General features: G+C 69.1%; 25 protein-coding genes. 19 read left to right on the top strand and 6 right to left on the bottom strand.

The features are described from left to right. Positions 1-961 precede the first annotated feature (961 nt). The 8 genes from ACIBVP_RS43050 (at position 962) to ACIBVP_RS43085 (ending at position 6,273) form a co-directional block, all read left to right on the top strand. Positions 962-1,351, top strand: coding sequence for a hypothetical protein (locus ACIBVP_RS43050; RefSeq protein WP_396112373.1), 390 nt, complete (start codon positions 962-964; stop codon positions 1,349-1,351). A 361-nt stretch (positions 1,352-1,712) separates the two neighbouring features. Further along, entirely contained in the window at positions 1,713-2,486 is a 774-nt protein-coding gene (locus ACIBVP_RS43055; protein ID WP_168523991.1) for a hypothetical protein, read from the top strand. A gap of 23 nt (positions 2,487-2,509) precedes the next feature. Then, positions 2,510-2,809, top strand: coding sequence for a hypothetical protein (locus ACIBVP_RS43060; RefSeq protein WP_168523989.1), 300 nt, complete (start codon positions 2,510-2,512; stop codon positions 2,807-2,809). A 49-nt stretch (positions 2,810-2,858) separates the two neighbouring features. After that, complete coding sequence (locus tag ACIBVP_RS43065; protein WP_168523987.1) at positions 2,859-3,167, top strand: hypothetical protein; 309 nt, start codon at positions 2,859-2,861, stop codon at positions 3,165-3,167. Positions 3,168-3,228: 61 nt separating this feature from the next. Further along, positions 3,229-3,927 carry a hypothetical protein gene (locus tag ACIBVP_RS43070; RefSeq protein ID WP_396112374.1) on the top strand — a complete coding sequence of 233 codons (699 nt, stop codon included), beginning with the start codon at positions 3,229-3,231 and terminating at the stop codon, positions 3,925-3,927. A gap of 61 nt (positions 3,928-3,988) precedes the next feature. Next, positions 3,989-4,864, top strand: coding sequence for a hypothetical protein (locus ACIBVP_RS43075; RefSeq protein WP_168523983.1), 876 nt, complete (start codon positions 3,989-3,991; stop codon positions 4,862-4,864). 140 nt (positions 4,865-5,004) lie between these two features. Further along, the gene (locus ACIBVP_RS43080) at positions 5,005-5,589 is read left to right on the top strand and encodes a hypothetical protein (RefSeq protein ID WP_168523981.1); all 585 of its coding nucleotides are present in this window, start codon (positions 5,005-5,007) and stop codon (positions 5,587-5,589) included. A 96-nt stretch (positions 5,590-5,685) separates the two neighbouring features. Beyond that, complete coding sequence (locus ACIBVP_RS43085; protein WP_168523979.1) at positions 5,686-6,273, top strand: hypothetical protein; 588 nt, start codon at positions 5,686-5,688, stop codon at positions 6,271-6,273. A 66-nt stretch (positions 6,274-6,339) separates the two neighbouring features. On the opposite strand, the gene ACIBVP_RS43090 is transcribed toward ACIBVP_RS43085, so the two are convergent. Beyond that, a complete protein-coding gene (locus ACIBVP_RS43090; RefSeq protein WP_168523977.1) occupies positions 6,340-6,576 on the bottom strand; it encodes a hypothetical protein in 237 nt (78 codons plus the stop codon). Between the two features lie 293 nt (positions 6,577-6,869). Here ACIBVP_RS43090 and ACIBVP_RS43095 point away from each other — a divergent pair, with 293 nt between their 5' ends. The 8 genes from ACIBVP_RS43095 to ACIBVP_RS43130 all read left to right on the top strand — a co-directional run bounded on the left by ACIBVP_RS43095 (position 6,870) and on the right by ACIBVP_RS43130 (position 14,014). Continuing rightward, a complete protein-coding gene (locus ACIBVP_RS43095) occupies positions 6,870-7,685 on the top strand; it encodes a hypothetical protein (RefSeq protein ID WP_168523975.1) in 816 nt (271 codons plus the stop codon). A gap of 42 nt (positions 7,686-7,727) precedes the next feature. After that, complete coding sequence (locus ACIBVP_RS43100) at positions 7,728-8,111, top strand: hypothetical protein (RefSeq protein ID WP_168523973.1); 384 nt, start codon at positions 7,728-7,730, stop codon at positions 8,109-8,111. Between the two features lie 115 nt (positions 8,112-8,226). After that, positions 8,227-8,658, top strand: a complete 432-nt coding sequence (locus ACIBVP_RS43105) for a hypothetical protein (protein WP_168523971.1) — start codon at positions 8,227-8,229, stop codon at positions 8,656-8,658. A gap of 119 nt (positions 8,659-8,777) precedes the next feature. Beyond that, entirely contained in the window at positions 8,778-9,095 is a 318-nt protein-coding gene (locus tag ACIBVP_RS43110) for a hypothetical protein (protein WP_168523969.1), read from the top strand. Positions 9,096-9,158: 63 nt separating this feature from the next. Then, on the top strand, positions 9,159-9,656 hold the full coding sequence (locus ACIBVP_RS43115) for a hypothetical protein (protein ID WP_396112375.1): 498 nt from the start codon (positions 9,159-9,161) through the stop codon (positions 9,654-9,656). A gap of 274 nt (positions 9,657-9,930) precedes the next feature. Next, positions 9,931-11,091 carry a tyrosine-type recombinase/integrase gene (locus ACIBVP_RS43120; protein WP_396112385.1) on the top strand — a complete coding sequence of 387 codons (1,161 nt, stop codon included), beginning with the start codon at positions 9,931-9,933 and terminating at the stop codon, positions 11,089-11,091. Then, entirely contained in the window at positions 11,088-11,471 is a 384-nt protein-coding gene (locus ACIBVP_RS43125; protein ID WP_168523965.1) for a helix-turn-helix transcriptional regulator, read from the top strand. The genes ACIBVP_RS43120 and ACIBVP_RS43125 overlap by 4 nt, the downstream gene beginning before the upstream one ends. A 338-nt stretch (positions 11,472-11,809) precedes the next feature. Further along, complete coding sequence (locus ACIBVP_RS43130; protein WP_396112376.1) at positions 11,810-14,014, top strand: hypothetical protein; 2,205 nt, start codon at positions 11,810-11,812, stop codon at positions 14,012-14,014. Positions 14,015-14,175: 161 nt separating this feature from the next. On the opposite strand, the gene ACIBVP_RS43135 is transcribed toward ACIBVP_RS43130, so the two are convergent. The 3 genes from ACIBVP_RS43135 to ACIBVP_RS43145 are packed head-to-tail and all read right to left on the bottom strand — an operon-like array spanning position 14,176 to position 17,533. Further along, entirely contained in the window at positions 14,176-15,636 is a 1,461-nt protein-coding gene (locus ACIBVP_RS43135) for a cytochrome P450 (RefSeq protein WP_396112377.1), read from the bottom strand. An 11-nt stretch (positions 15,637-15,647) separates the two neighbouring features. Beyond that, positions 15,648-16,688 carry an LLM class flavin-dependent oxidoreductase gene (locus ACIBVP_RS43140; protein ID WP_168524149.1) on the bottom strand — a complete coding sequence of 347 codons (1,041 nt, stop codon included), beginning with the start codon at positions 16,686-16,688 and terminating at the stop codon, positions 15,648-15,650. Next, entirely contained in the window at positions 16,685-17,533 is an 849-nt protein-coding gene (locus tag ACIBVP_RS43145) for an SDR family oxidoreductase (RefSeq protein ID WP_396112378.1), read from the bottom strand. The genes ACIBVP_RS43140 and ACIBVP_RS43145 overlap by 4 nt, the downstream gene beginning before the upstream one ends. Before the next feature lie 148 nt (positions 17,534-17,681). Here ACIBVP_RS43145 and ACIBVP_RS43150 point away from each other — a divergent pair, with 148 nt between their 5' ends. Together ACIBVP_RS43150 and ACIBVP_RS43155 are read left to right on the top strand one after the other, a co-directional pair. Next, positions 17,682-18,317, top strand: a complete 636-nt coding sequence (locus ACIBVP_RS43150; RefSeq protein ID WP_168524151.1) for a TetR/AcrR family transcriptional regulator — start codon at positions 17,682-17,684, stop codon at positions 18,315-18,317. A gap of 38 nt (positions 18,318-18,355) precedes the next feature. Then, positions 18,356-18,856 (top strand): PaaI family thioesterase, encoded by a 501-nt coding sequence (locus ACIBVP_RS43155; protein ID WP_168524153.1) that lies wholly within the window; start codon positions 18,356-18,358, stop codon positions 18,854-18,856. 102 nt (positions 18,857-18,958) lie between these two features. On the opposite strand, the gene ACIBVP_RS43160 is transcribed toward ACIBVP_RS43155, so the two are convergent. Both ACIBVP_RS43160 and ACIBVP_RS43165 read right to left on the bottom strand, forming a co-directional pair. Beyond that, positions 18,959-19,717 (bottom strand): patatin-like phospholipase family protein, encoded by a 759-nt coding sequence (locus tag ACIBVP_RS43160; RefSeq protein WP_168524155.1) that lies wholly within the window; start codon positions 19,715-19,717, stop codon positions 18,959-18,961. 30 nt (positions 19,718-19,747) lie between these two features. Next, positions 19,748-20,332 carry a TetR/AcrR family transcriptional regulator gene (locus ACIBVP_RS43165; protein ID WP_168524157.1) on the bottom strand — a complete coding sequence of 195 codons (585 nt, stop codon included), beginning with the start codon at positions 20,330-20,332 and terminating at the stop codon, positions 19,748-19,750. Between the two features lie 101 nt (positions 20,333-20,433). Here ACIBVP_RS43165 and ACIBVP_RS43170 point away from each other — a divergent pair, with 101 nt between their 5' ends. Continuing rightward, entirely contained in the window at positions 20,434-22,827 is a 2,394-nt protein-coding gene (locus ACIBVP_RS43170; RefSeq protein WP_396112379.1) for an MMPL family transporter, read from the top strand. Positions 22,828-22,918 lie beyond the last annotated feature (91 nt).

Below are 22,918 nucleotides of genomic sequence, written 5' to 3' on the forward strand. Positions count from 1 at the left end.
CCGGTCGCGTCCGCTGGGGCCTCTGCCGCGCCGGTCGCGTCCGCTGGGGCCTCTGCCGCGCCGGTCGCGTCCGCTGGGGCCTCTGCCGCGCCGGTCGCGTCCGCTGGGGCCTCTGCCGCGCCGGTCGCTCGCTTCGCTCGCCTCCCTATGCAGCCGCGCGTTGCCGGCACGAATACCGCCTGACCTGCACTCTCACAAGATCATGTAACGGCAAGGTCACAGCGAGGGCATTCCCTCTTGCAGAGTGTCCTACTTGGGTGTCTAATAGACACGTCAGCAGGACAGCTACCGAGGGGGCGACGAGGACCAGGGCACGGCGTCCCTGCGAGTCGATCACCACGGCAACTTTCCTAATGACAACAACCTTAAGTCCCGTATAGCGCGGGCAGCGGCTTGGGCCGTGCGGTCAGCAGCGAATCCGTGCAGAGCGGAATGGTGAACGACGCGTAGCCAAACGCTCATTTCCGAGAGGGAATGTGTAGTAACTGCGCTTGCAGCACCATTTGTATAGCTCTTGCTATAGAGCGGAGTAGCGCGCATAAATGGCATGCCTGCCACAGGTGTGTCCCCAAGATAAGTCAATGGTGGTCTAGCACCGAAAAACGTCGCAATGTGTAGGCGTTCGGGGTTGTTTTAGGCGGTTGCCGACATTGGGTTCCTCTGGCTTGAGAGCGTCGCTCTCGCCTGCCCATAGCACGCTAAACCCTTACGGGCATGGTTCCTTGCGTTGCGCGCTAGACATAACGGCTTATCTCAACAGTTTTAGAGATTCAGGGAATGTGCCATCGGAACGCGCAACCCTCACCACGCGAGTAGTGCCGTATTGCACGGATACAGGATGTGTCCCCTTTGCGGAGATCTCGCAATGGTGAGGGTTGCGCGTTTCGGTGCCAGTTCACAACTGGCCTGAATCGCTGCCAGTCAACCACTTTCGTACACGAAACGGAGTACCGCCATGACTATGTCTCTGATCGATTGGTCCGCCCGGATTAGCGCCATGGCGGACGCTCTGTCCGTTCCCGACGGTGGCTTTTCCGTCAAGCCTGACGACGGTTCCGACGTCCGTACCGGCTATGCGGTTGCCGTACACCCGGAACACGAACGCGTTTTCGACGGTCCCGTGACCAGTAACGACCTGCATGAGTACATCGGGCAAGCGAAAGACGCTCTTTCGCTGCCCGGTCGCGTTCTCGGCGGATGGCGCGACCCTGCGACCGGTCGCGTCTACCTGGACGTTTCCGTCGTGACCGCAGATCTGTCCGAGGCAATGACGCTCGCGCGGGAAACCGCACAGCTCGCCATTTTCGATTTTTCCGCCATGGAATCCATTCCGGTCACGGTCGCGGCGTGAATCAAGGGGCAAACCATGAGTGCAGTTATCGTCATGATCAGCGACGGGCAAACGCGGCGTATCGCGTCCGAGTGGCACGGCGGTATGTCGTCCGCTCTGTATTCCCTCGCGTCATCGGGCGCGATTGACGTTGACCGCGTGCGGGATGAGATCTCCCGTGAACTGTGGCAATTGGACGTCGGAGAAGCGCGACGCGAATTGCTCGCCCTGGACAAATACGTACGAACGGTCGGAGCGCGTCCCGCGCAATCGGGATGGTCCCGCTTGTGGGACGACTCGCCGGTGACCGTGAATCACACCTAAAAGGGACTGAATTGTCATGCCTGCCCCCAGCGATCATCCATGGTTCCGGGCACACCCCGTGAGCCACGAAAACATCGTGTGGCACTGGGAACAGGCCACACCCGACGAAATCGCGCAAGGAATGCGCTGGTATGCCGACGCGCACCACGTGGCAACCGCCATCACGAACGGTGACGCGCATCTGGGCGCCGGAATGCTTGCGATCTACTCGCCCCAGCAAGGATGGATCGGCAATGTCCTTAATGCCGCTCGCGTACTGCGCGAGGGTAAGGGAATCGGTGGGCCCGGTTCCGGGATGTTCGCCACAACCGGGCAGAAACGCGCGGCTGACCGGTTGCTCGCCGGTGAGCGGTATGAGGACATCCTGAACGGTCCCAAGATCCGCGACTTTGCCCACCTGATCGAGTTCGGCGGAGATCAGGACCCGGATGACCCGCGCGTGGTGATCGACCGGCACGCGCTGTCGGTGGCGCACGGTCGCGCGCTCACGTCCGAGGAGTACGACTCCGCGCCGGTGAACGGGTTCCGTCGCAAGGACGGAACGGTTTCCCGTCGGCAGTACGACCACGTGGTGAGCCTGTACCGCCGTGCCGCGGAGCTGATCTCCGCACGCACGGGACAACGGGTCTCGGCACACCAGGTGCAGGCCGTGACCTGGCTCGCCCGTCAACGGCTCAACCAGGAAGCCGAACAACGGCGCGGCCCCAACCGGCTGGACCGGGGACGCAACCGGGCCCGCGCGAATTCCGAACGCGCGTGGAACGACTTCCGAACCGTCTACCTGCCCCATCTGGCCAATTGCCCCGGCACGGGCTACCAGTCCGCCGCCTAACGCATCCCGAGGGAGGTCTCGCAATGACTGACACGCAACGCGATTCGATTCGGATGACTGTTATTCGGATCGGTGATCTTATCTTCCTGGACAGTTTCTCCGGACTCGTGCCGGCCAAGGTGACGGGGTACGCCACGCGCGGCGAAATCGCCGTGTTGGTCACCGCTACACGCGGCGCCTATCGCCGTGGCGAACACACCACGTTCACCCCAAGCGGTTGTGTCCCGCGCGGACACGTGCGCGTGCGTTGTGGACAGTTCCGCATTTTCGGCGCGTGGACCTTTGACGGACTGTCCGAGGAATTCCAACCGCGCTGGGCCTGAACCCGCGCACGCGACCTACCCAGGACCGGACAACGCCAAGGGAGACCACATGTCCACCGACACGGACAACGTCGTTGAGCTCCACTTTCAGTACGCCCAAAACGGCTACGTCATGACTGACGACACCTACGGCGAACAGGACGCCGATAGCGCGGTCGCGTTCACCCGTGACGGATGCGCGTTCGTCGCCTGCGAACGCGCACCGCGCGGACGTTGGCGCATCGATTCTACCGACGGGGCGCCCACTCCGGTGCCGCTGTCCGCCTACCGCTACCGATTCTCAACCCTGGCGGACGCTGCGGACTACGTCGCCAAGAAATGCGGCGCAACCGTCCACCGCGTCGATTCCTGGATCTAACCACAGTCCAGCTCGCCCGGACATGTCACCGATAGTCAGCCGCGTTTCTCGGCGCCCGTTCATGACGGGCGCCGCGCAGCTCTCACCCGCGCGCAACGGTTGCAACGGTCTGATTTTCCGTTGCGGATTGTTCGACTCATCCGCGCGCACGTCATCACCACCGTTTCCGAATCAGCAAAGGAGCTCAACCATGTTCGTGTACGGCGTGTCCCTCACCGATATTCACCACGTCGTACGCGACGTGTCCAGCGCGCTCTACGACGGAAACATCACCGTGCGCACGGGCGAGGATCGCAGCAACCGCGCCGGCCCCCGCGCCACGTTCACCCTCCGCGCCACCGACACGGGAGGCTCCGGCGCCAAGGGAAGCGCGTCCGTGTTCGGCAAGGGCACCGGCCCGAACGGCAGGCGCCGCACGATTTCGGCGTGTTGGCACGCCCACTACGACGTGTTGGCCGAGTTGTTCGCCCGATTCCCGGCCGCTCGTGTGGTCACCGCGATTGCCACCTACACCGCGCCAACCTTCCATGACCGCGCGCTGGCCACCGCGTCGCGGAACGTCGGCAGTCAGTTGTACCCGGTGACCGCGCCGGACTGCTGCGAATGCGACCACTCCGACTACGTCGACACCTTCGACCAGGTCGCCAGCACCGGTTACGTCGACGACTTCGACTGGATGCCGTCGGGCGACGCGATGCGCCCGAACACGGACGTCGACTACTTCCTTGATCAGCTCGACCGCGTGCTCGCCGAACAGTGACCCCCTTTCCCATCACCTCCGCACATTCACGCGATTCGACCGACGAAAGCGAGCACCCACAATGACCACCAACCACCCGACCACCCTGGACACACTGCGCGCGGAACTCGACCGGGAACGCGCACGAGCCGAGTCTCTGGAGACGGTGAACCGCGTGCAGGCCGGCAGCCTCACCAGCCTCGCCAGGCTCGCGGAGGAACTCCGCTGCCAGGTCGCCGACCTGCACGACGACGCGCTGAGCTCGCACCCCATGCCGGTGCAGGGCCTGCGCAACGTCACCGGCCGCATGAACGGCTTGGCGGACACCTTGAGCCGCGCGGCACGCGGCTACTCCGGCGCCCGGACCACAGACATGATCTACCCGACCGTGGACGACGATCTCCGCGCACACGGGTGGACGCCCCGACCGGACCGGGGGCTTGACGGCGTGTTGCCGCCGATCCCGATCACCGAGCTGGGCGACCGGCGCGGCTATGCGCGCGGCTGGCATCGCGGCCCGCAGTGGATCACGTTGTGGTTCACCGGGCCGTGCGCACTGGCCTACGCGGACAGCAGCGACCACGGGCGGCTCACCGACGCCGACGCCGTGCGCGCCGTGATCACCTCCCGCCGGCCGTTGTCCGCGGACGCACTGGCCGAATGGGCAGCGACTCGGCAGGAAGCACACACCGCGCCGTTCGACGCCTCGTACGTCCGGGTGTTCGCGCACCTGCGGTCGTCCTGGGGTGGGGGCCTGGTCGTCGATGACCGATGCGACGAACACGGCGCCCCCGCGCCCAACGGGCCCGGTCAGCGCTCCGTGTGGGCCTGCCCAAGCGATCCCGATTTCCGGCTCTACGTCTGGGGAATCGGCAACGAACCGGCCCACGTCCGCTACTGGGCCGGGCCCGTGGTCGACATGGCCCACCTGGTCCAGATCACCGGCCACTGCCGCTGACCTCCGTCTCTCCTTTCCCGCCGGTCGGCCGTCCCCGTCGACGGTCGGCCGGCGCCCCGTCGTGCGCCGGTTGCCGCCGCACCTCACCACCAGTTCGGCCGGCGCGTCTCGGGCTGGCCGCCGACCCACGGGAGAACTCCATGACCACCCTCGACCTCGCGCACACCGTCGCCGAGCACCTCGGAACCGGGTGGCGCGCCTACACCGGCAAGGCCGACGACGGCTCGGAAGCACACCTCGCCGGACCGAACGATCAGGTCCTCGACCTGATCGACGGCACCACCACCGGCCGCAAGACCGACCAGGGCCGATTGATCATCACCGGTCACCTCGGCTTCCTGCGCAACCACGTCCCGCAGGACCACAAGCAGGACCACAAGATCACCGTCGACCAGGGCAAACCGCCCGACATGATCACCCACGAGATCCGGCGCCGGCTGCTGCCGAACTACGAGGCCGCGCTGCACGCGGCCTGGGACGAGAAGCACGCCAGCGACGGCATCGCCGCCGCCCGCGAGCAACTCGCCGCGACCGTCGCGGCCCGCCTGGGCGTACAGCGCCGAGACCAGGCCACCGACTTCCACTTCGGCACGGTCGACGCAGGCGTCCACGGACGCGTCTGCGTGCGCTCGGGCGCGTCCGACTCGGTGTTCACCGTCCGCGTCCCGCACGACCGGGTGGCCGAGTTCGCCCGGCTGCTGGCCACCTTCGGACACCTCACTTGATCACCTCCGGCCGTTCGAGCCGCCTCCGGTGGCCGAACGGCCGACCTACGCATTCCCGATTCCGCTCGTCACCGGCCTGAAGGGACCGATGCCGCCATGACCACCTCCTTCACCGCCCCCGTGGCGGACGTCCTCGACTGCGGCCACCCGCCCACCCCGGACCCCAGCGGGATCGGCACCGGCCGCGCGATCGACCCGACCACCGGCGCCACGAGCTGCTACCCGTGCTCGGACGAACGCGAACGCCACGCGATGACACGCGCGAACACGTTCGTCGCCTACGTGTCCTCGGCCGGTCGCGCGCTGACCACCTGGCCCGGCGGGCACCTGGCCACGATCGACCCCCACGACGTCCACCAGGTCGGCCGGCGCACCTACACCCCGTCCGGCGGGATGTGGACCCGCTACGTCTGGCACGCCACCGACGTCGACGGAGGCCGCTGGGCCGGCATCAACGGCGGCCCTGGCCTCGTCATCCGCGTCCACCGGTTGCGCGCGTGCACCTGGCAAACCGAGTTCGCGACGGCCGACCCCCCGCGCTACTGCCACCGCCGCGCCACCCACGCCGGCCAGGGCGGCGCCTTCGACCTCTACTGCCGCTCCCACGCCCGCCAGGTCTTCGACCTCTACGGCTGGACCACCACCGCCCTGCCACCCCGCGCGCTCGCCCAGACCCGCGCCTGAACCCGCGCCACCACACCGAAAGGGGAGTCCCTCGTGTTCGTGAAGTTCTACGACCGCCTCGACCTGTCACGGGCCCACCTGGACGACGTGCTCACCGTGCCCGCCAACCGCGCCAAGGCGCTCGACGTGGCACGGGCCCGCCACCTTCCGCGCCAGTCGCTCACCCGCGCGACCACCCGCATGGGCCTCTGGGTCTACGTCTTCCAACTCGGCGCCGACGTCCAGCTCGGCACGGTCACTCTGGCCGGCGCCGAGCCCGGCCCCGAGAACGTGGTCACGCTGCCGGTCCGCCAGCTCGACCACTACACCACCCCCGGCATGCCGTTGACCGAGAGGCCGGGCTGCTGGCCGCGGTCGCCGAGGACTACCCGCCCACCGCGCCGACCGCGCTGCTGGCCGACAGCCTCACCAAGGTCCTCGACCTGTGGGCCGACGCCCGCCGCACCGGCCGGACCGCGATCGACATCCGCGACCTCGACCGCGCCGTCACCAGCGAACTCGCCCCCGCCATCCGCGCCTGGCGCACCGGCGACGCCTTCCCACGCCCCCGCCTGGCCGACACGGCCTGGCCCGAACCCGTTCCGAGGTGAACCACCATGCCCATCGACGACCCCACGACCGCAACCCCGTCCGAGATCGACGAAGAGCTCGCCCGGCTCGGTATCGAGCATGCCAAGGCCACCGACACCGTCAACGGGCTCACCGCCCGCGTCCGCCGTCTGGTGAACGACGGGATGGACGAGTACGCGACCGAGTTGCAGCCCCGGATCGAGCAGACCCGCCAGACGATCGCCGAGTGCGAGGCCGCCGCGCGCCCCCTCGATGCGGAGTTCGAACGCCGAGGCGGCTGGACCCGCGCCTGGCTGGTCCTCAACACCGGCGGCCACGTCCACCGCACCATGCAGTGCCGAACGTGCTTCCCGTCCACCCGATTCGCCTGGCTCACCCAGCTCTCCGGGCACGACGAGACCGAGATCGTCGAGCAGGCCGGCAAGGCCGCGTGCACCGAGTGCTACCCCAGCGCGCCGGTCGAGGTCCGCAACCGGCCCAGCCGGATCAAGACCCCCGAGCAACTCGCGCGGGAAGCGGAGAAGGCCGAACGCGCGAAAGCCAAGGCCGCCAAAGCGATCACCGCACCCGACGGAACGCCGTTGCGCACCAATCAATACGGGCAGATCGACACCGAGTTCACCGCGCGGCGCTCCTACATCGACGCGCTGTCCTACGCCCGGCTCCTTGCCAAGCGCAACGTGGCGTTCCACCGCGACACCATCGCCGAGTACCACGAGGATGCGCAGCTCATCCTGGCCGCGCTCGCCGCCAAACACGGCCGGACCGAGGACGACCTGCGCGCCGAACTGGCGCCGAAGGTCGAAGCCAAGTGGAACCGCGAACACCGCAACTGGGGCTAATCGCTCCCGGCAGGCAACCCGTTCTCGCGAAAGGACTCACCGATGCTTCTGGTCGAAACGCTGGAAGACCTGGTGCACAACTACCTCGAAAACCCCGCTCGGCCCGGCTCGGCCGTCGGCAAGGTCAACGCGCAAGACCTGGTCAGCCACGTCGTGCAGCACCTCGCCGAGCGCGGGGTCGACGTGGGATTTCACGACGGCTCACGCCTTACCCTGCCGGGCAACGCGCCCCGGCGGCCGGAGCCCGAGCGGCACCGCCTTCCCCTGGTACTCCAGGAAAACGACGACGGGCACGTCCGCATCTACTGCGACGGGCGCGACTGCGTCTGGTCCTGGCCGCTCTACCAGCAGGCGAGCGCGCAGACCAACGGCGACACGATCACCATCGCTGTCGAGCATGCCATCCGGCGACACCGCCACTTCTGACCACTCCGGCCACCAGCTACGCACCTCAGCGCGATGCCCTCCCCAGCACCAACTCGCCACGGGGAGGGCATCGCGCTGCATGGGCTGATACACATCCGAAGGAGCTCGAACCGCCATGACTACCAACGACATTCACGATGCCCGGCAACTCATCGCCGAGATCGACGTCCCCACGGAACGCCCGCGCTGGGCGTGGTGGGCCCCCGGTGACGCCACCCGGTACCACGCCGCGCTGATCAACGCAGCACCCAGCGCCAGCATGATCGGTCCCGCTTCTGGCGGCACCTTCCGCGCTCTCGTGATCACGATCGACCTGCTCAGCTTGAGTCCCACCTCGATCGTGATCCCGCGGCCCAACGCCGACCTAGACCGTTACACCGCCGAGGAATGGCTCTTCCGGCGGTTTCCTGGTGGCTGGTGGGCCGGTGTCCGGCCGCTGCTGGCCGCGCTGGGCTGGACGCCCACGAGCAACCGTGACACCAGCTACCGCAGCACGGACCACCGCGACATCACCGCGGCGCAGCGCGGCCCAGACGCCGCCCGCTAGCACCAGGTACCGCGGTTCCCCGGCCACGCGGCCAGACCACCCCACCCGCACCCACGCCACACCGGCCTGCGTCCGCGCGGGCCGGCGATGAGGGTCGCCCGCCTTCGGAGGAGATCATCATGAACAGCACCGCCAACACCGATCTGTCCAGCGTCGCCGATACGGCCAACCGTGCAGCCATCTTCGAGCCGATGACGAACGAGGACGAACGGCCGACGATCACCGTCGCCGGAGTCCACGTCGCGCTCTACGTCGACCCGGCCAGCCGGCAGGTCCGAGTCTCATCGATCTCGACGACACCGAGTCGTGGCTGCTGCGCAACGACAAGGACAGCACAGTTCCACTGCGCATCTGCATCCAGGGCGACGTCACGTTCGAGGGCTGACAAACCGATCGCGCGACCGTCGGCCCGCGCTCGCGCCTTTCGCGCACCGTAGGACAGCGCCGCCGTTCGTCCATTCAGGACACCGAATCGCGTCACGTTGATGAAGAGGTGACTCATGCACGCATCAACCACCGAAATGCCGGACCTCACCGCCTATGACGTCATCCTCGTCAACAGCAGCGGCGGCAAGGACTCACAAGCAATGCTCGACGAGGTCTGTACCCTCGCCGAGACTGCGGGAGTCCTCGATCGCATCACCGTCCTGCACTGCGCGCTCGGCCACGTCGAATGGCCCGGCACCAGTGAACTCGCCCGCACCCAGGCTGAGCACTACGGGGTGCGCTACGAACAACGCCACCGCGAGCAAGGGCTGCTCCTCGACCAGGTTCGCCGCCGCGGGCGCTGGCCTTCGGCCTCGGCTCGCTACTGTACTTCGGATCAGAAGCGAGGCCCTGCAAGGAAACTCATCACGCAACTGGTCGCCGAGCTCGGTGATCTGGGCCGTCCGGCCCGCGTGCTGAACTGCATGGGCCTGCGCGCCGAGGAGTCGCGGGCACGGCTGAAGAAGTTCGAGCAATGTTGCACTGGCTGCATCACGGCCCGACGAGGTTAGCCCGCGATCTGGCGCCTGGCCGGTACATGCGGCGACCAAGTTTCTATCACGTGCCCACCGTGTTGATCGAGGTGCGGGGCCACACGATCGTCAACACGGTGTATCCTACGCTCTATTGGTGCTTCCAGCGCATCAACTTGCAGAGATCTGCGACGATCTCTGTTGCGGAGGGTGACGATTGGTTGACGGTCGATGGACTACGGACGTCAGCCGTGGCGGCCCGATGTCCACAGTGCCCGGGGTTGCCACGTTGCATGTGGTGCCGGGCGTGTCGATGCTGCGTCCGGCAGAGGCGGTGTTCGAGAAGACTCTGCAAGGGTTTGCTGATCATCAGCGGGCTCGGCGGTTGTCGAAGGACACGGTGCGGCAGCGGTTGCGGATCGCTCGCCAGGTGCGGGTGGTGGCGGACGGCTACCCGTGGGAGCCGGCGTGGAACCGGGGCCTGTTCGATCGGTGGTCGGCGATGCTGGCCGACAGCGTGGCCGACTCGACGATGCGTAAGTATCAGAACGATCTCGCGCTGTATCTGGCGTATCTGAGTGATCCGGCCTACGAGTGGCCGCAGGTCTGTCAGGAGCTGTTCGGCCGGTTCAACTCGTTCGCGCTGCGGGATTTGAACGCGGTTCGTCATGCACAGGAGTACATCGGCAGGCCCAGCGGGAACCGGCCGCTGACCCGCGAGGAGATCCGGCGGCTGTTCGGCTGCATGGAACCGGAGATCCAGCGGCTGCGCACGGAGGGACACAAGGGCGCGTTGACCGCGGCCCGTGACCTGGCGTTGTTGACCACGTTGTATGGCTGGGGGTTGCGGCGCCGGGAGGCAGCACGGCTGGAGACGCACGATTGGCGGCGACAGGCGAAGCTGCCCGAGTTCGGCGACCACGCGGCGCTGGCGGTGCGGTGGGGCAAGCCCAGCGCCGGGCAGCCGCCCCGGCGGCGGATGGTGATCTCGGTGTGGCCGTGGGCGGTGCAGACGGTGCGGGTCTACTTGGCGAACGTGCGCCCGCTGTTTTATGTCGATCGCGAGGACGACGGTGTGATGTTCCCGACCGAGCGCGATGAGATGATCTCGGAGCGGGCGGTGAACCAGCGTTTCCAGCACTGGCGCGAACTGGCGGGGCTGCCTGACTATCTGGGTCCGCACTGCCTGCGGCACACGTACGTGACCCGGTTGATCGAGTCCGGCTACGACGGTCAGTTCGTCACCGACCAGGTCGGTCATTCCCACGCGGCAACCACGGCGATCTACACGGCGGTCAGCAGCGAGTTCAAGAACCTGAAGGTCCGTGAGCACCTGGACGCGGCCGAGGAGGCCGCCTTGCAGCGCGGCTTCGCGATGGCCGAGACGGAGGCGGAGATGGACGACGACTTCAGCGACGACATCACCGATCATGCGTCGGGCGAGCCTGCCCGCGGTCGGAGGAGGGTGCGATGAACGCCGTGTCCCGGCCAGGGCCGGACGAGCAGAACGACGGCCTGCGTGCCCAGCAGCCGCGCTACGAATGGCGGCTGCGCGAGCTGATGGCCGTCCGCAAGAACTGGTACACCACCACGAAGCTGATCCCGGAACTGCGTAGGTATGGCTTCGAGTTCGACCGCAGTTCGATCTACCGGCTGGTGCGGGCCGAGCGTCCGCCGAAGATGCCGGTCGAGTTGATCCTGGCCCTGTGCAAGATACTCGACTGCCGCTTCGAGGACTTGGCGGTGGAGATCGAGCCGCAGCAGGCCGCCGACGAGCCGCCGCGCCGTGGCCCGCGGCCGGCTGTGCCGGACATGCCGTTGTTGTCCGCGGACTTCTTCGACGCCGAGAGCTGACCGGGCACCGGGGCACGCACGTGGGGAAAGGGCGTGGTGTCTGCGCCGGTTGTGGACGCGACCGGTCTCTGGTCACCAGCGGGCTGTGCCATACCTGCTACCACGCCCGCCGGGACAAGGAGACCTGTGTCGGGTGTGGTCGACTGACCGTTCCGATCGGACGCACAGCCGAGGGGGCGTGGTGCCGGAACTGCAACGGAAAGCGCCTCGCCGAATCGTGCTCGCTGTGCGGCCGGTCCGGGCGGGTGGCCGCACGGCGCGACGGGCAGCCGGTGTGTTCGCGGTGCTGGCAGCGCGAGCGGCGCGTCCCGCAGCCCTGCTCGGTGTGCGGGCGGACGATGAAGGCCACGAAGAACACCCCGCAGGGCCGGGTCTGCTACACCTGCCACCGCAAGACCCTTCCCCGCAAGCCGTGCTGGGTCTGCGGCAAGACCGTCTTGGCCGCCGCTCACACCGAGGAGGGAGCGTGGTGCGAGCGGTGCCGCCAGGCGCATCTGGCCGAACCCTGCTCGCGGTGCGGCCGGACGGCACCGGTCGCCATCCGCGACGAGCAGCGGCCGGTGTGCAAGGCGTGCTACCAGCGCGCGCATCAACGGCCACCGCGCCGCTGCGTCGACTGCGGTGAGGACAAGCCGGCGGCTCGGCTCACCGACGAGGGCCCGCTGTGCGAGAGGTGCGACAACCGGCGTGCGCCGAAGGTGCTGTGCCCGCGCTGCGGCAAGACCCGCAAGGTCGGGACCGTGCGCACCGGCGTCTGCCGGGCCTGCGCTCAGCGGGCTATTCCGCGTCAGCCGTGCCGTAACTGCGGCCGGACCCGGTTGGTGGCCTACCGCGACGCCGACGGCGAACCGTGGTGTGACCGCTGCCGCCGGCGGGCGCAGGCCGAACCGTGCTCGGGCTGTGGCGCCCGCAAGGTCGTGTGCGCTCGTGACCACATTGGACCGTGGTGCACAGCGTGCTGGGAAGTGGTACGGCCCGGCCCACCGTGCGACGACTGCGGGCAACGACCGTCGATGCCGATGCCCGGTGCGGACGGCGTGGCCAGGTGCGTGCCGTGCCACCTGGCCGCCCAGGTCCCGTGCGCCCGGTGCGGAACCACAGCCCGCGCTGAACGGCACTGGCCGGAAGGCCCGGTCTGCCTGTCCTGTGTGGACGCCGTACGACTCACGCACGAGCGCTGCCACCGCTGCGGTGAGCTGGCCGGGGTGTTCCGCCGCGAGGCTGCCGGACCGTTGTGCCCGGACTGCGCGGGCGTCACGTTCTCCTACCACTGCCCAACCTGCGGAGCGATGGGCCGCCTGCTGCGCGGCCAGTGCCCGTCCTGCACCGCCCGCCGCGACCTGGGCGAGGTGTTCACCCAACCCGACGGGCGACCGGCCGCCTGGTTGGCGCCGCTGGCCGAGCTGCTGGAGAACTACGACAACCCCTACTCGCTGTCCCTGTACCTGCGCCGGCCCGGCGGGCAACTCATCCGCCGGATGGTCACCGGCGAGCTGGCCTGCACCCACCAAGCGCTCGACGAGTTGCGGCAGACCACCGCCGTGCAGCACCTGCGCGGCCTGCTGGTGCTCGCCGAACTCCTCGAACCCCGCGAGGAAGAACTCGCCCAGCTCACCCGCGACGTCCAGACCCTGCTGGAGCGGGTGACCACCCCGCACGACAAGACCATCCTGGCCCGCTACGCCCGATGGCACCTGATGCCGCTGGCCCACCAACACGCCGAGCAGGACGCCGGCTTCACGTACTACCAGCGTGAACACCTCCGCCGGAAGCTGGACACCGCCCGCCTGCTGTTGAGCTACCTCGGCACCCGCGGCACCAGCCTGGCCACTCTCACCCAACCCGTGGCGGACCGCTGGCTGATCCGCAATCGGCCCCGCCAGCACCATGCCCGCTCGTTCCTGCTGTGGGCCGCGACCAACGGCCTGGCCCCGGCCCACATCGCGATCGGCACCTCGCGCCACACCGGCGACCGGGAGATCATGAGCGACACCGACCGTGTCCTGCTCGCCGTCACGCTGGAGACCGACGACACGCTGCCACTGGCGGACCGGGTCGCCGGCTGTCTGGTCCTGCAATACGGCCAAAGCTGCTGGCGCCTGGTCAACCTCACCGCCGACGATGTCCTCGCCCATCCCGACGAACCCGGCATCCTCGGCCTGCGACTCGGTCGCGACCCCTTGTGGCTGCGGCCCCGGCTCTCCGCGCTCCTGCACCGGCTCGTCACCAACCGCCGCCCGCTCGCCGGCGCGCTGCGGCACCGCCCGACGCCCTACCTGTTCCCCGGGCTGCGCCCCGACCGGCCGATCACCTCAGCCACGCTCCAGACTCGACTGCGCAAGCTCGGTGTCCCCAGCGTCCGCACCGCCCGCAACGGCGCCTGGCTCTCGCTGGTCGGCGCGGTCCACTGGAAGATGCTCGCCGACCTGCTCGGCGTCGCCGACACCACCGCCAGCGCCTGGCACCGCGAGAACGGCGGCGACCGCGCCAGCTACGTCGCCAGCCGCCTGCGCCAAGGACAACGCACCGCCGGCCCCGAGTAACCGAGCTGGGTGCCGGCCGGAGTGCTCTTCGTTGCGGAGGTCCTGCCGTTGGGGATCGTGCTTGCCTGAGACGGTCCCCTTTTCGGGTTGGCCACCGGCCGGGAGGTGTCCGTGTCCTCGTGATCGGTGGACGCAGGTGCGCTCGTGTCGCGGTTGGGGTGTCAGAGTGGGTTGAGGTGTATGGGTAGTCCGTCGGAGGGCACGGGGAGGGAGGTGTTGTCCCAGCGGATGTGGTAGCCGTGGGGGATGGTCCAGTGGGTGGTGCGCAGCATTTCGTGCAGGATGGTTTTGACTTCGAGGGTGCCGAAGTGCATGCCGATGCATTTGTGCACGCCGCCGCCGAAGGGGAGCCAGGCGAAGCGATGACTGTGGTCTTCGCGGCGGTGTGGGGCGAAGCGGTCGGGGTCGAAGGTGTCGGGGTCGGTCCAGTATTCGGGCACGTAGTGGTTGATGGCGGGGGCGAGGGCGACGAGGGTGTCGGCGGGCAGGTAGTGGCCGAGGATGTCGGTGTCGGTGACGGTTTTGCGCATCACGAGGGGTACGGGGGCCAGTAGCCGGAGGGCTTCTTTGATGACGCGGTCGAGGGTGTCGAGGTTGTCCAGGGCGTCGATGTCGAGGGGGGCGTCGCCGAGGGCGAGGGATTCCTGCCGGGCGCGGTCTTGCCAGTCGGGGTGGGTGGCGAGGTAGTAGGCGGCGGCGGTGGTGGTGATGGTGGCGGTGTCGTGGGCGGCCATCATCAGAAAGATCATGTGGTTGATGACGTCGTCGTCGCTGAAGTGCTCACCTTCGGGGGTGGTGGCCTGGCACAGCGCGGCGAACAGGTCCTCCCCGGTGCTGGCGCGGGCGGCGGGCAGGTGCTGGGCGAAGTAGTCTTCGAGGACTCGGCGGCCGCGTACGCCGGCGCGCCAGCGGGTGCCGGGCAGCGGGGCGCGCACCAGTGCGCTGGCGGCGCGGACGGTGGCGACGAACGCCTGGTTGATCCGTTCGGTGTCGGTGGAGCCGCCTCGGCCGCCCATGAACACCTGGGTCGCGATGTCCAGGGTGAGACGTTTGAGCAGCCAGTACAGCCGCACGGGCCGTTGGGTCGGCCAGGTGGGGATGGTGGCGCGCACGCGCGGGCTGACCTGGTGGGTGTAGCCGGCGAGGCGGTCTCGGGTGAAGGCGTGCTGCATGATGCGGCGGTGCATCTTGTGCTCGTCGAAGTCGAGCAGCATCAGCCCGCGGTGGAAGAACCGGTCGATCAGGAACTGCCAGCCGGCTTGGGAGAAGGCTTTGTCGGCGTTGGTGAACACGCGCTGGGTCGCCTCGGGGCCTGCCACGACGGCGACGCGGGTGCCGAACGCGCCCATCCAGGTGACCGGTCCGTAGCGGTCGTAGCGTTCGCGGCCGAACTCGGTGCCGAAGCGGATGTAGTCGAGCAGGTGCCCCACCACGGGCGGGCCGTAGTCGCCGCGGACCGGCCGCAGGCCGCTGCCCTCGGGTGGGGTGGCCAGGTCAGTGGTGGGCCAGCGGCGGCTGAACCGGCGCCACGCCTCGTCGACCGCCTGGGGTGCTGGTGCGACCAGCACCGAGGACAGGCGCTGCCGCGCCGCCTGGGTGGTGCGCTCGATGATGTGGACCATGACGGCTCTCCTTATGTGGTAGGCGTGCGGGTGAGTGGGGCGAAGGCGTCGAGCACGGCGGTGGTGGCCGACGGGCCGGCGAAGGAAGACGGATACAGCAAGGTCCGCTCGTACAAGCCCGCCCACCGGGCGGCGAACTGGCTGCGGACCTGCTCAGGGGTGCCGGCCACGGCGATGGTGTCGATCATCCGGTCTGACACCGCGGCCACCATCGCCTCCAGGTCACCAGCGCGACGCGCTGCCTGGATGGCGCCCGCCTCGTCAGTGAAGCCGTGCAGAGTGAGGATGGAATCGTAGGTTTTCACCGAGGCATAGAACGCGATCTGCGCGGCGGCCATCCGGCGAGCACGGTCTTCGTCAGGATCCACCGCGCAGATCACATACCCGGCCACCGGCACCGGCCCGGCGCGTTCGGCGCCCGCTGCCAGCGCGGGCCGCACCGTGTGGCGCAGGTATTCCGGGGTGAACAGCGGATGACCGACCAGCCCGTCGGCCACCGCCCCGGCGGCGCGTATCATGCGCGTGTTCACCCCGGCCAGATACACCGGCACCGCCGGCCGCGTCGGGGCCGCGACGGGCGCGGTCGGAACGACGTGTGCGCGGTAGAACCGGCCTTCGTGGCGCACCGGCCCCTCGTCCAGCCGCCACAGCCGGCGCAGCAGCGGCACCAGTTCCTCTGCCCGTGCCGCGGGATGCTCCCCGGACAGGCCATGCCAGTCCTGCTGCATGCGCCGCGTCCCCGTCCCGAGCCCGAGGATCAGCCGGCCGCCGCACAGTGCGTCCAGATCCCGCGCCTCGGCGGCCAGCACCAGCGGCGTCCGGCCGAACCCGTAGGCGATCCCGGTCCCCAGAGTGATCGACTCGGTCACCGCGGCCATCGCCGCCACCGCGACCACCGCCGAGCGGTCGTAGAACTCCGCCGCCCACACCGACTCGAACCCCGCTCGTTCGGCGTCCGCGGCCATCGCCGCCACCTCATGCACATTCCCACCGGTGCACACGAGCGACAGTCCACGATGCCCCGCCGCGGGAGTGGCCGCGTCGCTCGTCATGGACGTTCCCGTTCCCTCGGCCGGTCGGCCATCGCGTCCTGCCCGCGTCCGGGCACAGCACGGGCGTCGTAACCAGCCCGGGCGACCGGGTCAGCGCCGGCAAGGACCCGATCCGCGCCCGAGATCCGCAGCAGGGCGTCGCGCAGCGCACGGGGCGCCAGCGCGAGCAGCCGGTTGACCACCGCCAGCGATCGCGGCACGTACACGTCGAACCGCGGCCGGCGCACCACAGCCGTGATCGCGTCGGCCACTTGCTGCGGTGTGACCGGCCGCACCAGCGGGGACTCACCCAGCCCAGTGGCCAGTTCGGTCCTCACCACCGTGGGCATCACACACGACACCGCCACCCCACTGCCCCGCAGTTCGGCGCGCAACGCCTCGGACAAGCCCACGACACCGTGTTTGGTGGCGCAATAGGTGGCCGCGCCGGGGAAGCCAACTTTGCCCGCCTGCGAGGCCACGTTGACGAGGTGTCCCCGCCCACGCGGAAGCATCCGGCGCAGAGCGTCACGGCTGCCGTGGATCACGGCATGGAGGTTGATCTCCAACTGCCGGGCCGCCACCGACGCCGGCTCGTCACCGAGCGACCCCAACGGCATGATCCCCGCATTGTTGATCAGCACATCCAGCGGTCCGCAGGTCGACTCGACCTGGTCCAGGAACCCGGCGAACGCATCCTGGTCGGTCACATCCACCCGCCAGGCACGGACGGCGGGGTGCTGGCCCGCCAGCCACCCCGGTGGGGCATCGAGGTCACCGATCGCGACTGTGGCCCCCGCCGTGGCAAGCGCCTGGGCGGTCGCCAGCCCGATTCCGCGTGAACCCCCGGTGATCGCCACCACCACACCGGCTAGTGCCGGCACGGTCTCCGCGTGCCGTCGGACGGTCCTGACTCGCTGCGTCACGTCGTATCGCCTCCGTTGCCGACCACCGAATTCTGACAGGAACCACAGTCAGAATGGTTCTGACAGGAACGTATGTCAAGATGGGTGCATGTCGATGCCGAAGCGCAGCTATCGGGGCGTCAGTTCTCAGCAACGCCGCGACCAGCGGCGCGAGCAGCTGTTGGAAGCCGGTTTGGATCTGCTGGGCACCGAAGGGTGGCGGCAGACCACGATGACCGCGGTGTGCGCGCGGGCGGGACTGACCGAGCGGTACTTCTACGAGAGTTTCGCCCACCGTGACGAGTTGCTGCTGGCGGTGCTCGACCGGGTCGCCGCGCGGATCCGTGATGTCGGGCTGCGCGCTCTGGCGACCCCCGGCGGTGATCCCTACTCGAAGGCCACGGCGGCGATCAGCGCGTTCGTCGACCTGCTCACCGGCGATCCGCGCATCGGCCGTGTGGCCATGCTGGAATCCGCCGCCGCCGAGCCGCTGCGCACCCGACGTCACGAACTGCTGCGCGAGTTCGCCCAGCTGATCGCCACCCAGGCCCAGGCTCTGCACGGTGCCGACGCGCTCTCCCCACCCCATGACCAGATCGCGGGTCTCCTGCTCACCGGCGGCCTCGCCGAACTGCTCATGGCCTGGCTCAGCGGCGAACTCCCGGTCGACCGCCAGGACATCATCGATGTCGCCGCCACCCTGTTCGCCGCCGCCACCCGGCGAAAGCCCATCTCGACCCCGTGACCCGGCCATGCCGGCCGCTACCGAAGGATCGACACGCAATGGCTGACCCCATGCCCATCTCGCTGCCGCCGCACCACCCGCAGTGCCTGGGGTGCGGGCCGGACAACCCGGCCGGTCTGCACCTGGACGTCCACCGCCACGGGGACACCGTGGTCACCGACATCACCTTCGACCCGCGGCACCGCGGCGCCCCCGGCTTGGCACACGGCGGCGCGATCTCGGCGGCCTGCGACGACCTGTTCGGGTTCGTCCTCTACCTCGTGGAAGAAGTCGCCGTCACCCGCACCTTGACCGTCAACTACCTCGCGCCGGTGCCGCTCGGCCAGCCACACCGCATCACCGCACGCCTGCAGCACCGCCATGGCCGGCGACTGCACCTGGAAGCCACCGGCACCGGCCCCGACGGCCTCACCCGGTTCACCGCCGAAGCCCTGTTCCTCACCGTAGACCACAACCACTTCGCCCCCCACGGCGCCGACACCGAGGTGCAGGCCATGTTCACCCACCACCAACCACACGACCGCGAACACCACAACTGAGAACCGCGCGGGACACCGCGGCCGGTGGACAACCGATGACCTTGACTGGTTCGGTGATCTGGTCCGTCGGTTCCGCCGGCACGGACTCGCCTCGAACCGGTCTCAGGATGCCTGGTCCTGGTCACCGATCTCCCAGGCGAACCGGGCCAGTGCGGTATCGGCGGCGCGTCGTCCCGCGTCGATGATGCGGGGAACATCCCTTCGTGACCATGGGGAGAGTCGTCGTAGGTCGGGTTCGATGATCAGAGTATCGCCGTCGTCACGTGCGGCGGCGACGGTCGCGGCGGTGACGCGGCCGGTGCCGGGCCACTGCCAGCCTGGGCGTAGCCGCACGGCGATGACGAGGTCCGCGCCGAGGCCGCGGGCGGGTGTGATGGGCAGGTTGTCCGCGAGCGCGCCGTCGACCAGGAAGCGACCGTTCCAGGAGATCGGGGGGAACAGGCCAGGGACGGCGATGCTCGCACGCAGCGCCAGGTCGAGGGGGCCGTTGGTGAGCACGACGGACGACCGTGTGCGCAGGTCGGTGGCTACCGCGCCGAACCGGCGTGGCAAATGCTCGATCCTCGGCTCTGGGCCGAGCACACCGACGGAGGCCGACAGGGCGGAGCTGTCGAGCAGGGCCAGGCGTGGTGTGAGGGTGAACTTGCCGAAGGTCGCCCAGCCCGCCACGCGGACCTGCTCCTCGATGAGATCCAGCGGCAACCCGGCCGCGAACGCGGCGCCCACGAGCGCTCCGGCGCTCGTGCCCGTGACGATCCGCGGCTCGATGCCCCGCTCGGCGAGTGCATGCAGGACACCGATGTGGGCGGCGCCCAGTGCGGCACCGCCGCCCAGGGCAAGACCAACCCGCGGGTTGGGCATGACGCGACTCCGTACTGTTGATCGAGACGTTCAGCGCGGCGGCATCGGGGTGGACCGGGACGGGTTGAGCGCGTCGAGCAGCAGGCTCAGGTAGCGGCGGCGGGTTCGGCGGTCGAGGTTGGTGGTGCTGAAGGCGGTGGTGGCGAGGGCGAGCAACACGGGGATGTCTTCGGGGGTGATGTCGGGGCGGATGTTGCCTGCTTGCTGGGCGGCGCGCAGGATGGGGGTGAGGGTCTGCATACTGCGGCGGAGCAGTTCGCCGGTGACCTCGGTGAGCTGTCCGATCGCCGCGACCAGGCCGGGTTCTCGCAGGATGAGGTCGCTGATTCGTTCGGCGACGTCGAGCAGGGCCTGCCGGGACGCGCCGGTGTCGGCGAAGGTGGCGAGTGCGGGTTCGATCTCGGTGGCGAAGATCTGGTCGTAGACGGCGCAGGCGAGAGATTCCCGGTTGGGGAAGTGCCGGTAGAGGGTCGCGATGCCCACACCGGCCTCGCGCGCGATGCGGGTGAGGGGCCCGGTGCCGTCGCCGGTGGCGAAGACCCGGCGCGCGGCGTCGAGAATTCGTGCGATGTTCGACAGCGCGTCCGCGCGTGACGACATCGACTTAGAAGCCATCGCCGCATCGTCCTCTCGGTGCCCGGGCGCACCCGACATCTCGTGGTGATAGCTTACTCTCGGTTCGAGAGTTCGCTATCACTTGTCGCCGGGGAGTGCACGTGTCGACGTTGCTGTATCGGGTGGGACGGTTCGCCTTCGGCCGGCCCTGGCGGGTGCTGGGCGCGTGGTTGTTGCTGCTGGCGGTGATCGCGGTCGCGCTGGTGGTGCAGCCCGTGCGGCTGACCAACGAGATCCGGATCGACGGGACTCCGGCGCAGGAGACCATCGACCAGCTGGCGAGGTCGCTGCCGGCGGCCTCGGGTGGGCAGGGCGTGATCGCGTTCGCCGCCGAGGACGGGCAGCGCGTCGACGAGGGGGCCAACCGGGCGGCGGTGCTGGCCGCGGTCGACGGGATCTATGGCGCCGACCATGTCGTGGACGCCCGGCGGATGCTGGCCGCCGAGGCCGCGAAAGGTGCGGACAGCCCGCTGCTGCGTGCGGCCGGCGCGATCGAGCAGGTGCGGTCGGCGAGCGCGCCGCCGCCGGGCGCGCCGGTGCCGCTGGTGATGGACGGCCGGCCCGTTCCCGGGGTGGTCGTGTCCGCCGATCGTAGCGTCGCGTTGGTTCAGTTCCAGTTCGACCGGCAGACCTTCGAACTGCCGGCGGGCACCGTCGACCGGGTCGTGGGCATCGCCGAGGACGCGGTCGCCAGCGCGCACATCGAGGTGTTGCCCTCGTCGGTGATGCTGCAGGTGCCGGACGTGCTGGGGGTCGGTGAACTCGTAGGCGTGGTGGTGGCGGCCTTGGTGTTGCTGCTGACCCTCGGCTCCGTGGTCGCGGCAGGGCTTCCGCTGGTGACCGCGTTGCTGGGGGTGGGGGTCGGGGTCGGTGGCGCGTTCGCCCTGTCCGCGGTGTTCTCCATGCACTCGGTGACGGTGGTGCTGGCACTGATGCTCGGTCTCGCGGTCGGGATCGACTACGCGTTGTTCATCGTCAACCGGCAGCGGCGGCTGGTCCTGGACCAGGGCCTGACCGCGCACGAGGCGGCCGGCCGGGCGATGGGCACCGCGGGCAACGCGGTGTTCTTCGCCGGCAGCACGGTCATCATCGCGCTGGTCGGTCTGCTCGTAGTGAACATCCAGATCCTCACCACGATGGCCCTGGTCGCCGCGGCCACCGTCGCGATCGCCGTGCTCGCCGCGCTGACCGCGCTGCCCGCGCTGCTCGGTCTGGTCGGGGAACGGATCTGCTCGCCGGCTGCCCGGCGCAGCGCCGGGCAGCGGACCGGAAAGCGGGCCCGCCACCCGGTGGCACACGCCTGGGCCACCACCCTGACCCGCAGGCCGATCGTGGGCGGGGCCGCGGCCATCGCGGTCGCCGCCGTGCTGGCCGTGCCGGCCCTGGCCATGAACCTCGGCCTGCCCGCGGGTTCCAGCTACGACACCGGCACGCCGCAACGCGACAGCTACGACACCGTGGCCCGCGCGTTCGGTGACGGCTACAACGGCCCGCTGATCCTCGCGGTCACCAGCACCGACCACACCGCGATCCCACCCGAGCGGCTCGCCGGCCTCTACCAGGACCTCTCGGCGACACGCGGGGTGGCCGCGGTGAACCTCGGCGCGCTCAACGACACCGGCACGACCGCGATCCTGTCCGTCATCCCCGCCACCGGCCCCACCGACGAGGCCACCGCCACCCTCGTCCGGACCCTACGCGACCAGACCGCGCGACTGGCCACCCACGGCGTCACCGACCCCGTCACCGATGGCGTCACCGATGGGATCACTGTGGGGGTCACCGGGTTCTCCGCGCTGGGTATCGACGTGTCCGACCGGCTCGCCGACGTGCTGCCCCTCTACGTGGCGGTCGTGCTCGCGCTCTCGCTGATCGTGCTGCTGCTGGTGTTCCGGTCGATCCTCGTGCCGGTCAAGGCCACCCTCGGTTTCCTGCTCAGCATCGGCGCCGCGCTCGGCGCGACGACCGCGGTGTTCCAGTGGGGCTGGCTGCAGCAGGCCCTCGGGATGGACGCGACCTCTCCCGTGCTGAGCCTGCTGCCGATCATCGTGGCGGGCGTGCTGTACGGGCTGGCCATGGACTACGAGATGTTCCTCGTCTCCTCCATGCGCGAGGCCACCCTCCACCACGACCACGGCCGCGACGCGGTCGTGCACGGTTTCGAACAGGCCAGCCGCGTGGTCGTGGCCGCCGCGGTGATCATGTCCGCCGTGTTCGCCGGGTTCGTGTTCAGCCCCGAACCGATGATCGCCCAGATCGGGTTCGCGCTCACCGTCGGTATCCTCATCGACGCGTTCGTCGTCCGGATGACGCTCGTCCCCGCCGTCATGGCCCTCTTCGGCGACCGCGCCTGGTGGCTGCCCCGGTGGCTCTCCCACGTCCTGCCCAACCTCGACATCGAAGGCGACCGTCTGCACGAGGCTCTGCGCACCCAGAACCGTGACCAGCCGGCGGCAGCCACGATGATCACCGCACCCCGCGACGACCGTCCGTAACACGATAGCGAACCCACCACCCGAACTAGCCGCTGCCGGACCGGTCGGCGTTCCCCTCGCGGGAGCCGCGGACCGGCAGTCCGGCAGCGGC

Source organism: Actinophytocola sp. NPDC049390 (assembly GCF_044466355.1).
Classification (GTDB): Bacteria; Actinomycetota; Actinomycetes; order Mycobacteriales; family Pseudonocardiaceae; genus Actinophytocola.

Coding starts and splice junctions, on each gene's coding strand:
- ACIBVP_RS43095 (WP_168523975.1), top strand. CDS start 6,870: ATGCCCATCGACGACCCCACGACCGCAACCCCGTCCGAGATCGACGAA.
- ACIBVP_RS43060 (WP_168523989.1), top strand. CDS start 2,510: ATGACTGACACGCAACGCGATTCGATTCGGATGACTGTTATTCGGATC.
- ACIBVP_RS43110 (WP_168523969.1), top strand. CDS start 8,778: ATGAACAGCACCGCCAACACCGATCTGTCCAGCGTCGCCGATACGGCC.
- ACIBVP_RS43165 (WP_168524157.1), bottom strand. CDS start 20,332: ATGGCTTCTAAGTCGATGTCGTCACGCGCGGACGCGCTGTCGAACATC.
- ACIBVP_RS43075 (WP_168523983.1), top strand. CDS start 3,989: ATGACCACCAACCACCCGACCACCCTGGACACACTGCGCGCGGAACTC.
- ACIBVP_RS43120 (WP_396112385.1), top strand. CDS start 9,931: ATGCTGCGTCCGGCAGAGGCGGTGTTCGAGAAGACTCTGCAAGGGTTT.
- ACIBVP_RS43080 (WP_168523981.1), top strand. CDS start 5,005: ATGACCACCCTCGACCTCGCGCACACCGTCGCCGAGCACCTCGGAACC.
- ACIBVP_RS43085 (WP_168523979.1), top strand. CDS start 5,686: ATGACCACCTCCTTCACCGCCCCCGTGGCGGACGTCCTCGACTGCGGC.
- ACIBVP_RS43050 (WP_396112373.1), top strand. CDS start 962: ATGTCTCTGATCGATTGGTCCGCCCGGATTAGCGCCATGGCGGACGCT.
- ACIBVP_RS43150 (WP_168524151.1), top strand. CDS start 17,682: ATGTCGATGCCGAAGCGCAGCTATCGGGGCGTCAGTTCTCAGCAACGC.
- ACIBVP_RS43125 (WP_168523965.1), top strand. CDS start 11,088: ATGAACGCCGTGTCCCGGCCAGGGCCGGACGAGCAGAACGACGGCCTG.
- ACIBVP_RS43115 (WP_396112375.1), top strand. CDS start 9,159: ATGCACGCATCAACCACCGAAATGCCGGACCTCACCGCCTATGACGTC.
- ACIBVP_RS43065 (WP_168523987.1), top strand. CDS start 2,859: ATGTCCACCGACACGGACAACGTCGTTGAGCTCCACTTTCAGTACGCC.
- ACIBVP_RS43130 (WP_396112376.1), top strand. CDS start 11,810: ATGAAGGCCACGAAGAACACCCCGCAGGGCCGGGTCTGCTACACCTGC.
- ACIBVP_RS43135 (WP_396112377.1), bottom strand. CDS start 15,636: ATGGTCCACATCATCGAGCGCACCACCCAGGCGGCGCGGCAGCGCCTG.
- ACIBVP_RS43155 (WP_168524153.1), top strand. CDS start 18,356: ATGGCTGACCCCATGCCCATCTCGCTGCCGCCGCACCACCCGCAGTGC.
- ACIBVP_RS43105 (WP_168523971.1), top strand. CDS start 8,227: ATGACTACCAACGACATTCACGATGCCCGGCAACTCATCGCCGAGATC.
- ACIBVP_RS43070 (WP_396112374.1), top strand. CDS start 3,229: ATGACGGGCGCCGCGCAGCTCTCACCCGCGCGCAACGGTTGCAACGGT.
- ACIBVP_RS43100 (WP_168523973.1), top strand. CDS start 7,728: ATGCTTCTGGTCGAAACGCTGGAAGACCTGGTGCACAACTACCTCGAA.
- ACIBVP_RS43160 (WP_168524155.1), bottom strand. CDS start 19,717: ATGCCCAACCCGCGGGTTGGTCTTGCCCTGGGCGGCGGTGCCGCACTG.
- ACIBVP_RS43140 (WP_168524149.1), bottom strand. CDS start 16,688: ATGACGAGCGACGCGGCCACTCCCGCGGCGGGGCATCGTGGACTGTCG.